Origin of the sequence: Halorussus sp. AFM4 (genome assembly GCF_051194995.1) — an archaeon.
Lineage (GTDB): Archaea > Halobacteriota > Halobacteria > Halobacteriales > Haladaptataceae > Halorussus.
In genome coordinates this window covers 816,485-829,009 of sequence record NZ_JBNTJT010000003.1, presented here as the reverse complement: position 1 = coordinate 829,009, position 12,525 = coordinate 816,485, and the positions used below count along the sequence as shown (strand labels likewise).

Annotated in this window: 15 protein-coding genes; 5 read left to right on the top strand and 10 right to left on the bottom strand. The window is 69.6% G+C overall.

What is annotated here, in order from left to right:
• Positions 1–60: 60 nt before the first annotated feature.
• On the top strand, positions 61–1,371 hold the full coding sequence (locus ACQUQF_RS17315; RefSeq protein WP_435180351.1) for a ribonuclease catalytic domain-containing protein: 1,311 nt from the start codon (positions 61–63) through the stop codon (positions 1,369–1,371).
• 4 nt (positions 1,372–1,375) lie between these two features.
• Here ACQUQF_RS17315 and ACQUQF_RS17310 read toward each other — a convergent pair whose 3' ends face one another.
• Complete coding sequence (locus tag ACQUQF_RS17310) at positions 1,376–1,903, bottom strand: GrpB family protein (RefSeq protein WP_435180350.1); 528 nt, start codon at positions 1,901–1,903, stop codon at positions 1,376–1,378.
• Between the two features lie 60 nt (positions 1,904–1,963).
• Complete coding sequence (locus tag ACQUQF_RS17305) at positions 1,964–2,476, bottom strand: GNAT family N-acetyltransferase (RefSeq protein WP_435180348.1); 513 nt, start codon at positions 2,474–2,476, stop codon at positions 1,964–1,966.
• Between the two features lie 168 nt (positions 2,477–2,644).
• Between ACQUQF_RS17305 and ACQUQF_RS17300 the strand changes: the two genes are divergently transcribed.
• On the top strand, positions 2,645–2,848 hold the full coding sequence (locus ACQUQF_RS17300) for a DUF7535 family protein (protein ID WP_435180346.1): 204 nt from the start codon (positions 2,645–2,647) through the stop codon (positions 2,846–2,848).
• 89 nt (positions 2,849–2,937) lie between these two features.
• On the top strand, positions 2,938–3,609 hold the full coding sequence (locus ACQUQF_RS17295; RefSeq protein ID WP_435180345.1) for a uracil-DNA glycosylase: 672 nt from the start codon (positions 2,938–2,940) through the stop codon (positions 3,607–3,609).
• A gap of 47 nt (positions 3,610–3,656) precedes the next feature.
• Here ACQUQF_RS17295 and ACQUQF_RS17290 read toward each other — a convergent pair whose 3' ends face one another.
• From ACQUQF_RS17290 to ACQUQF_RS17270, 5 genes are all read right to left on the bottom strand, one after another.
• Positions 3,657–4,187 (bottom strand): NUDIX hydrolase, encoded by a 531-nt coding sequence (locus ACQUQF_RS17290; protein WP_435180344.1) that lies wholly within the window; start codon positions 4,185–4,187, stop codon positions 3,657–3,659.
• Between the two features lie 301 nt (positions 4,188–4,488).
• Complete coding sequence (locus ACQUQF_RS17285) at positions 4,489–4,905, bottom strand: DUF5809 family protein (protein WP_435180342.1); 417 nt, start codon at positions 4,903–4,905, stop codon at positions 4,489–4,491.
• A 292-nt stretch (positions 4,906–5,197) separates the two neighbouring features.
• Positions 5,198–5,665, bottom strand: a complete 468-nt coding sequence (locus ACQUQF_RS17280) for a DUF5810 domain-containing protein (protein ID WP_435180341.1) — start codon at positions 5,663–5,665, stop codon at positions 5,198–5,200.
• Between the two features lie 85 nt (positions 5,666–5,750).
• The gene (locus ACQUQF_RS17275) at positions 5,751–6,284 is read right to left on the bottom strand and encodes a GNAT family N-acetyltransferase (protein ID WP_435180340.1); all 534 of its coding nucleotides are present in this window, start codon (positions 6,282–6,284) and stop codon (positions 5,751–5,753) included.
• A gap of 327 nt (positions 6,285–6,611) precedes the next feature.
• On the bottom strand, positions 6,612–8,588 hold the full coding sequence (locus ACQUQF_RS17270) for an aconitate hydratase (protein ID WP_435180339.1): 1,977 nt from the start codon (positions 8,586–8,588) through the stop codon (positions 6,612–6,614).
• A 142-nt stretch (positions 8,589–8,730) separates the two neighbouring features.
• On the opposite strand from ACQUQF_RS17270, the gene ACQUQF_RS17265 reads away from it, so the two are divergent.
• Both ACQUQF_RS17265 and ACQUQF_RS17260 read left to right on the top strand, forming a co-directional pair.
• Positions 8,731–9,249 carry a deoxyuridine 5'-triphosphate nucleotidohydrolase gene (locus ACQUQF_RS17265; RefSeq protein WP_435180338.1) on the top strand — a complete coding sequence of 173 codons (519 nt, stop codon included), beginning with the start codon at positions 8,731–8,733 and terminating at the stop codon, positions 9,247–9,249.
• A 113-nt stretch (positions 9,250–9,362) separates the two neighbouring features.
• Positions 9,363–10,043: a helix-turn-helix domain-containing protein gene (locus ACQUQF_RS17260; RefSeq protein ID WP_435180336.1), complete on the top strand. Its 681-nt coding sequence runs from the start codon at positions 9,363–9,365 to the stop codon at positions 10,041–10,043.
• A 16-nt stretch (positions 10,044–10,059) separates the two neighbouring features.
• Here ACQUQF_RS17260 and trpB read toward each other — a convergent pair whose 3' ends face one another.
• The 3 genes from trpB to ACQUQF_RS17245 form a co-directional block, all read right to left on the bottom strand.
• Positions 10,060–11,235: a tryptophan synthase subunit beta gene (gene trpB, locus ACQUQF_RS17255; protein WP_435180335.1), complete on the bottom strand. Its 1,176-nt coding sequence runs from the start codon at positions 11,233–11,235 to the stop codon at positions 10,060–10,062.
• Between the two features lie 142 nt (positions 11,236–11,377).
• On the bottom strand, positions 11,378–11,770 hold the full coding sequence (locus ACQUQF_RS17250; protein WP_435180334.1) for a DUF5658 family protein: 393 nt from the start codon (positions 11,768–11,770) through the stop codon (positions 11,378–11,380).
• A gap of 19 nt (positions 11,771–11,789) precedes the next feature.
• Positions 11,790–12,398, bottom strand: coding sequence for a DUF7344 domain-containing protein (locus ACQUQF_RS17245; RefSeq protein ID WP_435180333.1), 609 nt, complete (start codon positions 12,396–12,398; stop codon positions 11,790–11,792).
• Between the last annotated feature and the right edge of the window lie 127 nt (positions 12,399–12,525).

Below are 12,525 nucleotides of genomic sequence, written 5' to 3'. Positions count from 1 at the left end.
CGCCGCCGGCCCGACCCTCGCTCCGATACGCCTAACTATTCGACTCCGCTATCCTTCGGTATGACGAGCGACGCGCAGGCCGAGGCTGGAACTCCCGAGGGACAAGGCCCGGTCGAGATTTCGCCGGAACTCGCCGAGCGACTCGAGGAGAAGCGCGAGGAGCTCTTCGAGAAGTTCGAGATCCGCGACGAGTTCCCCCAGGCCGTGCTGACCGAGGCCGAGAAGCGCACCGAGGACATCCAGCAGGAGATCGCCGACGAGGTCGACGAGCGGACCGACCTCCGGGAGATGACGACCTGGACCACCGACCCCATCGACGCCCAGGACTTCGACGACGCGCTGTCGGTCGAGGAGCGCGACGACGAGTACGTCCTCTGGGTCCACATCGCCGACGTGACCCACTACGTCGATCCCGAGACCAACATGTGGGAGGAGGCGGTCGAGCGGGCCAACACCGTCTACCTGCCGGCCTACACCATCCACATGCTCCCGCCGGTGCTGGCCGAGACGGTCTGCTCGCTGGTGCCCAACGAGGACCGGCTGGCCCACACCGTCGAGATGCACCTCGACAAGGAGAACCTGGGGTTCGAGACCATCGACATCTACAAGTCGGTCATCCGGAGCGACGCCCGACTGACCTACACCGAGGCCGAGCGGCTGCTCGACGAGCCCGAGACCGCCGCCGACCTCCTCGAGGACCCGGAGGTCGACCTCGCGGAGAAGACCGAACTGGTCTGGGAGCTGGCCGACCGGATGCACGAGCAGCGCAAGGAGGACGGCAGCCTCGTGCTCAACCCCCGGCGGGACCGCGCCCACACCATCATCGAGGAGTGCATGCTGAAGGCCAACAAGGCGGTCACCCACACCCTGATGTGGGACCGCGGGGTCGAGGCGATGTACCGGGTCCACCCCCAGCCCAGCCCCGACGAGTGGAGCGAGGCCCTCCAGGAGATCCAGGACCTCGACGGCGTCTCGATCCCCGGCGAGGCGTGGGACGACCCCCGGAAGGCAGTCAACGCCACCCTGGAGGACGCCCCGTCGCGCCAGCTCGACAAGATCCAGTGGGCCGTGATGAAGGTGATGCCCCGGGCGCGGTACATGAACGACCCGTTCGGCGGCCACCACGCCCTCAACTTCGAGATCTACGGCCACTTCACCAGCCCCATCCGGCGGCTGAGCGACCTCATCAACCACTGGATCGTCTACACCAACGACGTGCCCGAGGACCTGGTGGCGCTGTGCGACCGGGCCAGCGACAAGCAGGCCGACGCCGAGGCCTGCGAGCGCGAGTACAAGCAGTTCCTAGAGGAGGTCGGCCTCGACGCCGCCGCGGTCAACAACCGCGGGATCGAGGTCGTCGACGAGGAGTGAGCGCCTACGCGAACGCCGGGAGCCGGTCGTCGTACCCCTCGTCGTAGGCGCGCTCGACCAGGTCGAGCACGGTTTCCTCCTTCGCGTCCGTGTAAGCGTCTGCGTCGTTCGGATGCGTCGCGGCCGCGACGCGCTTGACCCGCTCGTACTCGGCTCTGGCCTCGGGACTCTCCCGGAGGAGTTCGCGGAACACCACCTGGTCGCGCCACGCCTCGGCGTCGCGCGGCCGGAGGTGGAGGACGGCGGGGTACTCGTCGCCGGTCCGGTTCAGCCGGACCCAGTCGGGTTCGTCGCGCCGCAGGTCGCACCCGGTCGCGACGAGTCCGGTCGCCGCGGCGCGTGCGCCCTCGTAGTCGTCGTACACCGCCAGCACGTCGAGGACGGGTTTCGCCGCCAGGTCGGCCACCGCGGTGCTCCCGACGTGGAGGACGCCGAGGGGGCCGGCGGGCGACGCCTCGCGAACCCGGTCGCGCTCGCGCTCGAATCGGGTGCGCCAGACGGGGTCGTGGGGTTCGAGTTCGATCTCGGCCATTCGTCGGCGTACCGGAACGACTCGGATATACTTTCTCCCCGTCTCGCTCGCGAACGTTCCCTACAACTGCTTCTCGCGGACGTACTCGCTCACGGTCCGGCCCGCCAGCTCGGACTCGCGTTCGTCGACCACGTCGTACCTGTGCGTCTCGTAGAAGCGGTTGCCGACCTCGTTGTCGGCCAGCACGACGAGCCGGAGCCGCTCGGCGCCGCGGTCGGTCAGCCACGCCTCGACGCGGGAGAGCAGCGCCGACCCGGCGCCCTCGCCCCAGCGGTCGGGGCGGACGTAGATGCGCGGGAGTTCGGCCGGGTCGTCGCCGTCGCCGAGCACCCCCTGCGCGAAGCCGACGACCTCGGAATCGGGCGGTTCACCGCCTTCGGCGACCGGGAAGACGCCGTCCTCGCGCTCGATCGACCGGGCGAGGTGCTGGGGGTCGTACCACTCGTCGACCACCGCGTCGACCGTCTCCGCGCCGAGCAGGTCGTCGTAGGCGGCGTGCCACGATTCGCGGGCGACCCGCCGAACCGCGGTCGCGTCGTCCGCGGCGGCCGGTCGGACGTCGAACCGCGCCACGGCCGAACTGTCCGCTCCGCCCGACAAGTAGCTTCCGCGGGTGAGCGAACAATCGGCATCTACCGCCGCGGCGAGCGGTTCCGCGCAGAGAGCGGTCGCTGTCGGCGCCGGACGGTCCGCAACATTGGATTAGATTCTATACTGATCGCGGCGTAGTTGTCACCGAGTATGGCCCGCACAGTGACGACGCTACCCCGACCGGAACCCGAACCGTCGATGAGCCTCATCGGGTACCTCCTCGCGGCGGGGGTCGCCCTGCTGCTCCTGCCGCTCCTCCCGTTCCTCGCGGTGCTGTGGGTCGCCTACCGACTGCTCGGTGGCGGCCGGTCGGCGGAGGCGACGCGCGGCGCGCGACGCCAGCGGGCGGCCTGACCGCCGACCCGGCCCCGCGACGGTATCCGGAGGCGCAGGCCCGCGCGTCGAAACGAGGGGTTGAGTAGCGTCGCCGCCGAACCCGCGCCATGGCCGAGTTTCCGGACTCCGAGTCGCGCAACGTCCTCGAACCCGGGTGTGCGCGGTGCCCCGCGCTGGCCGAGTCCCGCGAGCGCATCGCGTGGGGCAACGGATCGCTCGACGCCGAGGTGATGGTGGTCGGGGAGGCGCCGGCGTTCGGCGACCCCGACGCCGACCGCTGGCAGGGCGGCAACTGGACCGGGATGGCCTACACCTCCCGGCACTCCGGTCGGCGGGTCCGGGACCTGTTCGCCGACGCCGGCCTCGCGTCCGGGGACCTGTACTTCACGAACGCCGTCAAGTGCTTCCCCCGGGCGGAGGCCGAGAGCGACGCGGACGAGGCGGAACACGACGCGTCCGGCGACCCGCCGACCAACCGCGAACCGACCGCCGGCGAGCGCGCGAACTGCCGCGGCCACCTCGCGACCGAGATCGAGCGGGTCGACCCCGCGGTGGTGGCGACCACCGGCAAGCACGCCACCCTCTCGGTGCTCGGCGACGAGGCGCTTTCCGGCGGGTTCCTCGACGCGGTGCTCGACCCCGTCGACTCCCCCGAGTTCGGGACGACCGTCCTCCCGCTGCTGCACCCGTCGTACCAGAACGTCTGGCTGCCGCGCATCGGGTACGACCGCGAGGCGTACGTCGCGGCGCTCCGGGACGCGATCGCGGCCCGGCGTTGACCTGCGGCGGCCCCGCCACCGCTGTCGCGGGTGCCGGCGGTAGTCCCCTACAGCAGCCCCTCCGCCTCGGCGAGCAGCAGCGCCTCGATGGTGGCGTCGTTGGCCGGCGCCTCGCGGGCGGCGTCGAGGGCCTCGTCGACCGGCAGCGACCGCACCCGGAGGAACTCGTTGTCGTCGAGGTCGCGCTCGACCGGCGCCAGCCCCTCGGCGAAGACGATGCCCCGCTCGTGGCGCAGCACGCCCGTGGCCACGTGGAACTCCTCCAGCAGGCTCACGCCGGCGGGGTCGAAGCCGGTCTCCTCGCGGAGCTCCCGCGCGCCGGCCTGGGTGTAGGACTCGCCGTCCTCGACGATGCCGGCCGGGCACTCCAGGCACTCCTCGCCGATGACGGGCCGGTACTGCTCGACGAAGACGACCTGGCCGTCGGTCACCGCCAGGATCACGACCGCGGGCGGGAGCTCGGCCCAGTAGTACCGCTTCGTGGAGCCGTCGGGCTGTTCCACCAGGTCGTAGCCGCCGGTGTACCAGCCGGTCTCGTACTCGGCGACCGACTCGATGACGCGCCAGTCCTCGCTCATGACTACTGCGTCGACTGCGAGGGGGTAAAGCGTGGCTACTCGGAGATGGGACGGCTTCTAGACCGAGACGACCTGTCGGTCTGCTGGTCGGCGCGCGCTGGCGCGGCCCGTCAGTGGCCGCGCCGTCTCCGTGCGAGGGACGAGCGAACGGAGTGAGCGAGGAGGTTGGGGAGGTGTGAGGTCTGCGGTCGCGGTGCTGTGCTGTACATAGGTGACGGCAGTAGCTAGCTCGACCATCTCGTTCCCGGTATCAATTGATGCGGTTTCCTTCCCCGCACAATCCGCGCAAGCCCCGCGTCCGCTATCCCTGCACCACGTCCCGATAGACCCGTCCGAACGCCTGCCGCCGCAGCGTCGCCACCGCGGCCCGCTCCTCGCGCTGGTAGGTCGCGGCCACCACGGTCTCGCCGAGCGCGTCGTGCCACGCGACGTTGTCGACGTTCGCCGAGCCCTCCTCGCGCACCTCGCGGTCGCGGTCGGCCAGCCACTCCTCGTACTCCTCGCGGGTGCCGGTCCGGACCGCCAGCAGCGACGCGAACAGGGCGTCGCGGGCGGTCTCGACCACCTCGCCGGTCACGCGCCGGTCGTACTCGTCGGCGTCGAACGCCATCGCCTTCGCGGTCTCCTTGACGACGGTCTGGGCCGCCGGCCCGATCGCCTCGTAGCGCTCGCGGGCCTCGCTCTCGGTCGCCGGCGCGAGAAAGCCGTGGGTCTCCATGGGCGGGCGTTCGGAGGCCGGGGACTACTGGTTTTCGTCCTCGGCCGAGTTCCGATTTGAATGTCAAATGACGGTATCAGCACGACCGAAACGAGGATTTCCCAGAAAGCCCCCGGTCGGTCGCGGTCGCTGAGCGACATATCCTCCGCTCACTGCGTTCGCTCCGGATAGGGGTCGCTCAGGCGACTGAACTGGACGCGACCGACCGGCCCCTTTCATCCACCCAGACGACGGACTGGTCGTTCGCCCACGCGAACGGTGGATAGGTCCGGTAGCTCTCGCCCCTCTGGGGTTATTCGTCGCGCTCGTCGGCCGTCTCCCCGTCGCTCTCGCCCTCGTAGTCCAGCAGCTGCTCGGTCATCTCCTGGGCCTCCTGGAGGATCTCCTGGGCCTCGCCGTCGAGCGCACCTGCCCCTCCACCGGCACCGCGACCGCCCGCACCGCCCGCCATCGACCCCCGACCGCGGGCGTTGGCCCGCTCCAGTTCGTCCTCGAAGAGGTCGCCCGCCCGGGGTTCGTCGCCGTGACCGTGGTCGTGGCCGGTCGTGTCGTCGAACACCTGGGGGAACCCGACCTCCTTGGCGTGCTCCTCGACGCGGGCGGCGAGCTCGCGCTCGCCCTGCTCCTGCCACCCCGGCGCGTGGTCGTCGAGCCACGCCTCGTGGTCGTCGTCGCCCAGCATGGCCGTGAACGCGAGGTGGTTGGCGAGGTGCTCGGCGTCGGACTGGGGCGTCTCGCAGACCGGACAGGCGTATCCCATGGGCGGCCGTAGGGTCCTCGCGCCGAAAAGCGCCACGCTCGACGGTCGCGTGCGACCCGGAGTCGCCCGCGCTCGCTCCGTCCCCTCACGCGTCGAGATCGACGACCATGATGTGGGCGTCCTCGCCGTCGTCGTAGTACCGGGGGATGGTCCGGAGGAACTCGAAGTCGAAGTCCCGGTACAGCGACACCGCCCGGTCGTTGCTCGCCCGGACCTCCAGCTTCACGCTCCGGGCGCCCCGGGCCTCCAGCACGCCGAGCGCCCGCTCCAGCAGGGTCGCGCCCACGCCCTCGCCGCGGTGGTCGGGGTGGACCGCGATGTCCTTGACGTGGCCCAGCGGCCGGCCGTGGTTCCGCACGAGGTCGGCGACGACGTAGCCGACCACGCTCTCGCCCGGGCCCGGACTCGGCGCCTCCTCGCCGTCGAGCGGGTACGGCTCGGGGTCCCCGCCCGCGATCGCCACGAGGAAGCCCGGTTCGCCCAGGTACCGCTCGAACGCGGAGAACGGCCACGGCTGGTCGAACGAGGCGCGCTCGATGCGCAGCACGGCGAGCAGGTCGGCCTGGACCGCCTCTCGGATCCGGACGCCGTCGCCGTCCGCCGCGCGGGTCGTTGTCACTGTCCGCGGGTTCTCGCCCGACCCTTAAGAGTGTCATGCCCGATTCGAGGCCCGTAATTCTTTAGTAGTATGAATCATAAGAACGAAACGCACTTTCCGGCCGGAAGTGCAAGCTCCCGAAATCTCCCCCACCCACCCCCCACTTTTGCACGCGACCTTTTACGACGCTCAGGAGCGCCTGCCCCGCTCCTTCGCTGGAAAAGCTCGATCAAAAGCACGGCGCTCCTCGCTCGCAGTACAGTAGCTGGTACTCCTGTCGGACGCGAAGATGCGCGCCGCAGCCACTGCTGATCGGGACGCGAAAAAACGGGAGAAAGAACGGGCTACTCAGTCGTCCGCGGGCGTCGCGCCGGAGCTGCCGCCCTGGGCCTGCTTCTTCGTGTGGGGCAGCTTGCCGCCGTCCGCGAGGATCTCGCGCTCGCGCTCGGAGGCGTCGAGGTGGGCCGTCGCCTCCCAGTCGTCGTTCACGCGGACCGTGAACTCCTCCTGGCCGGAGCGGACCGCCTCGGCGACGTCGTCGACGATCTCGATGTCGTCGCCCTGCTCGATCTTCTCGTAGGTCTCCTCGTCGATCTCCAGCGGGATGAGGCCGAAGTTGAACAGGTTCGCCTTGTGGATGCGGGCGAAGCTCTGGGCGAGGACGCCGTCGACGCCGAGGTACATCGGGCACAGCGCGGCGTGCTCGCGGGAGCTCCCCTGCCCGTAGTTCTCGCCGGCGACGAGGAACCCGCCGTCGGAGTCGAGCGCGCGCTGAGCGAAGTCCTCGTCGACGCGGCTGAGGGTGAACTCAGAGAGCTTCGGGATGTTCGACCGGAACTTCAGGATGTCGCTGGTCGCCGGGATGATGTGGTCCGTGGTGATGTTGTCCCCCATCTTGAGGAGGTTCGGACCTTCGAGGTTGGCCTCGAGCTCGTCCTTCAGCGGGACGTCGCCGATGTTCGGACCCTTGATGAGCTCGTCGTCGGGCGCCTCGTCGGGCGCGATGAGGTCGGCCTTGCTGCCCGTGTACTTGTCGGGCATCTCGAAGCCGGGGTCCTCGAGGTCGCCGAGCTCGTCGGCGAGGTCGCGCGGGTCGACGATCTCGCCCTTGATGGCGGCCGCGGTGGCCACCTCCGGCGAGCAGAGGTAGACGTTGTCGTCCTCGATGCCCGAGCGGCCCTCGAAGTTGCGGTTGAACGTCCGGAGCGACACCGAGTCGCTGGCCGGGACGTGACCGATGCCGATGCAGGCGCCGCAGGTCGCCTCGGAGAAGTTGACGCCGGCCGCCATCATCTCGGCGACCCAGCCCTCCTTCGCGAGCATCTCGGAGGCCTGCTTGCTACCGGGCGCGACGATCATCTCGGTCGTCTTGTTGGTCTCGCGGCCCTCCAGCATCTTGGCGGCCGGGAGGATGTCCTCGTAGGCGCCGTTGGTGCAGGAGCCGATGATGACCTGGTCGACGTCGGTGCCGGCGACCTCGCGGACGGGCACGACGTTGTCGGGCATCGACGGCTCGGCGATGAGCGGCTCGAGGTCGCTGAGGTCGATGGTGATCTGGTCGTCGTACTCGGCGTCCTCGTCGGGACCGATCTCGACGTACTCGTCGCCGCGGCCGAGCCGCTCGAGGTAGTCCTTCGTGTTCTCGTCGGTCGGGAAGATCGAGGAGGTCGCGCCGAGCTCGGTGCCCATGTTGGTGATGGTCGTCCGCTCGGGGACCGAGAGGCTCTCGACGCCCGGACCGGTGTACTCGAAGATCTTGCCGACGCCGCCCTTCACCGAGAGCCGGCGCAGCATCTCGAGGATGACGTCCTTCGCCGTCGCCCACTCGGGGAGCTCGCCCTCGAGCCGGACGTTGACGACCTCGGGCATCTCGATGTAGTACGGGCCGCCGCCCATCGCGACCGCGACGTCGAGACCGCCCGAACCGATGGCGAGCTCGCCCAGGCCGCCGGGGGTCGGCGTGTGGGAGTCGGACCCGAGCATCGTCTTGCCGGGCGCCGCGAAGTTCTCCTTGTGGACGTTGTGACAGATACCGTTGCCGGGCCGCGAGAAGTGGGCGCCGTAGGTGCCCGCCGCGCTCCGGAGGAACCGGTGGTCGTCCGTGTTCTTGAAGTCGAACTGGTAGGTCTGGTGGTCGCAGTACTGCGCCGCCAGCTCGGTCTGCACCTCGTCGAGGTCCAGCGCCTCGAACTGGAGCCAGACGAGCGTCCCTGTGGTGTCCTGTGCGAGGACCTGGTCGATCTCGATGCCGATCTCCTCGCCGGTGGTGAGTTCACCCTCGACGAGGTGGTCCTCGAGAATTTTTTCCGTTAGCGTCTGTCCCATATCGTCCGGATGTCGGCCCTCCACATGTATAAATCCCGCGTGTTTCCGTTCATTACGCGGGTTGTAAATCCCGCTGCCGTGCGGCAAAAGTTGTGCGAACCGGCCGGGAGTCCCACGCCCGTCCAACTCCGCCAACGCTAAGGTGGCCCGGCGGAACCGGACCCACATGTTCGAGAGCGGTCCGTTCGTCGCCGAACACGTTTCCGAGACCGACGACGAGCAGGTTCAGCCCAACGGCGTCGACCTCACGCTCGCGGCGGTGTACGAGCAGCGCGAACCCGGCCGGATCGGCCGGGACGGCAAGGAGATCGGCGACCGCCGGGAACTGGAATCCGAACAGATCGCCGACGACGCGCCCGAGACCTACTACCTCACCCCCGGCGGCTACGTCGTCCAGTACGCCGAGACCATCGCGATCCCGGAGGGCCACGTCGGCTACGTCTACCCCCGGTCGTCGCTGCTGCGCAACTCCTGCATGCTGAACACCGCGGTCTGGGACGCCGGCTACGAGGGGAAGGGCGAGGGCCTGCTCGAAGTCCACCACGACATCGAGCTCGAGACGGGGGCCCGGATCGCCCAGCTCGTGCTCGCGGAGGCCGACCACGAGGGCACCTACGCCGGGTCGTACCAGGGCGAGAACCTGGGACTCGACGAGTTCTGACGCGCTCTCCGGGACGCTCCGCCGCCCTCTCGCTCGTCCCGGCTTCGATTCCGGCGCTCTCCGCCAGAACTAATGCGGTCGCTTTGTCCGGCCGCGGGCTCTTAGGGTAGACGATGAGCATCGTCGCTCACTTCAGCGTCCCGCTCGACGCGGTGGCGCTCGGGGAGACGTTCGGGGCAGCGCCGGAGATGCGCGTCGAGGTCGAACGCCTCGCCACCCACAGCAGGGAGTGGGTGATGCCGTTCGTCTGGGCGTCCGGCGGCGACTTCGAGGCGTTCGAGGCCGCGCTCGCCGACGACCCCTCGGTCGCCGAGCGCTCGGTCGTCGACGCGTTCGACGCGACCCGGCTGTACGAGATCGAGTGGGTCGAATCGGTCGCCGACCTCGTCGACGAGATCGTCGACCAGCACGGCACGATACTCGAGGCGTCGGCCGCCGCGGACGGGTGGTTCTTCAGGGTCCGGTTCACCGACCAGTCCCAGGTCGAGGCGTTCAGCGACCACTTCAACGACCGGGGCGTCAGCTTCGAGGTCCAGCAGCTGACCCGGCCGACCGACCCCCGGCAGGCGACGTTCGGGCTGACGGAGAACCAGCGCGAGACCCTCGTCCTCGCCCAGCAGTCCGGTTACTTCGAGGTCCCGCGGGCCGTCTCGCTGTCGGACCTGGCCGAGCGGGTCGGCGTCTCCGCGAACTCGCTGTCCGAGCGCCTCCGCCGGGGCACCGACGAGCTCGTCCGCAACGCGCTGGTCGTCGAGGACCGTCACGAGGCCGACGACGGAGCCGACGACGAGTAGACCGGTCGCAGGTCCGCTACTCCCCGAGGTCGAACATCTGGGCGGCCTGCTCCATGTCCTTGTCGCCCCGACCGCTCAGGTTGACGAGGATCACGTCGTCCTCGTCCATCCCCGCGGCGACCTCCTTCGCCAGCGCGACCGCGTGGCTGGACTCGAGCGCGGGGATGATGCCCTCCAGCTCCGAGAGCTCGCGGAACGCGTCGAGCGCGGCGTCGTCCTCGACCGCCCGGTAGTCGCACCGGCCGACCGCCCGGAACATGGCGTGCTCGGGCCCGACCGCCGGGTAGTCGAGGCCGGCCGACACCGAGTGGACCTCGGTGTCCTGGTCGAGCGTCCGGGTCTTCATCCCGTGCATGACGCCGTCCTCGCCCTCCGAGAGCGGCGCGGCGTGCTTGCCCGACCCCTCGCCCTCGCCGCCGCCCTCGGCGCCGTAGAAGTCGACGTCGTCGTCGCGGAACGCGTGGAACAGCCCGATGGCGTTCGACCCGCCGCCGACGCAGGCGACCGCGGCGTCCGGCAGCTGTCCGGCCCGCTCGCGGATCTGGTCGCGGGCCTCCCGGCCGATGACCGACTGGAACTCCCGGACCATCCGCGGGAAGGGGTCGGGGCCGACCGCCGACCCCACCAGGTAGTGGGTGTTCTCGACGTCGGCGGCGAAGTCCTCCAGCGCGGCGTCGACCGCGTCGGCCAGCCCCGATCCGCCCCGGGTGACCTCGTTGACCTCCGCACCCATGAGCCGCATCCGGAAGACGTTCATCTTCTGGCGCTCGACGTCCTTCTTCCCCATGTAGATCTCGGTGTCGAGCCCGAGCAGCGCCCCGACCATCGCGGTGGCGACCCCGTGCTGGCCGGCGCCGGTCTCGGCGATGAGCCGGGTCCGGCCGGCCTCCTCGGCCAGCAGCGCCTGCCCGAGACAGTTGTTGATCTTGTGGGCGCCGCCGTGGAGCAGGTCCTCGCGCTTGAGGTAGATCTGGGCGCCGTACTCCTCGGAGAGGCGCTCGGCGTGGAACAGCGGCGTGGGCCGCCCCGCGAAGTCCCGGAGGTGGCTCCGGAACCGCTCGCGGAACGCGTCGGTGTCGTGGATCTCGTCGAACGCCTGGGCCAGCTGGTCGAGCGGCTCCTCGAGGGGCTCGGGGACGTGCCGACCGCCGAAGCCCTCGAAGTCGCCGGGCGTCGTGTCGTCTGTTGGCATACAGTGTCATATCACGCCACCCCCGCTTAAAGGACACTCCCTCGCCCGGAAGACCTCCCGAGTGCCCTCGTCTCTCGCCAGGCCGACCTCCGAGTGACCTCGACTCTCGCCAGGCCGACCCTTGCCGGGCAGTCTCGCCGTATCAGCCGAGCATCAGCCGGACGTTGTAGACGGTGAAGAACACGCCGAACAGCAGCAGGACGAGCGGCGCGAGGTAGTAGACGAAGCGGTCCCGCCAGACGCGCACGGCGTAGAAACTCAGCGCGAAGCAGGCGGCGAACACGGCCAGCTTCGCCCCGACGAGCCCCGCCAGTCCGAACTCGCTCATCAGGCGGGCCAGCAGCGGGTTCCCCTCCGCGACGGCCGGGTGGTACCGCACAAGCGCAACGGTCGTGACCACGTCGCCCACGCCGTAGCCGGTCGTCGCCCCGATCCAGAGCCAGACGAACTCCCGGCGCGTCGTCGCCGCCCGCGCCAGCGACAGCGGGTGGTCCGGCGGTAACTCGTGGTGGTCCGGCGGTAACTCGTCGGTCATGGTCCCCTCGCGCCCGCTGTCAGTGGTCCTCGACCGATCCCTGGACCTCCGGGACGCCCGGCGGCGGTCCCTCGCCCCCGAGGCGGCGCTTCCGGTCGTAGTAGGTGTCGACCGCGCCCGACACGACCAGCGCCGCGACGCACAGCCCCGCCCACGCCGCGTCCGGCAGCGCGTCGAACGGGACGATGTCGACGTATGCCACGGTCAGCAGGGCCGCCGACACCGCCCCGAGTCCGAGGTAGTACTCGCTCCGGGGGATCTCGGACTCGGGCACCACGTCGAGGTAGAGCTCGACGTCCTCCATCCCCTCGGTCGGCCTGACGACGCCGCGGTCCGCTTCGAAGTCGACGACGCCGAGCTCGTCCATCTTCGGCAGGTGGCTCTGCCGGAGCGCGGTGTAGACGCGCCGGCGCTGGTCGTGGGTGATCGCGGCGGGCGGTTCCTCGTTCTCCCAGGCCGCGAGGTGGGTGGAGAGCTCCCGGAGTTCGACCGGCCGGTCCTGCTGCCTGAGGTAGTGGACGACGTGACGGCGACGCTGGTTGCTCACGATCTCGTAGATGTCGTCCCGCGACGGCTCGTCGGCATCGGACTGATCCGGAGAACGCGTTTGTTCGCCACCCAATGACATATCGATAGGCTGTCTCTACAGACATATAAGTCTAACCTACGTATCAAATAAGGTTTACATACGAAAGATCGGGTCGAGATGACGATTTCGCAATCTCGGACCGTACTGGTTCAGTCCGTTGATTCAG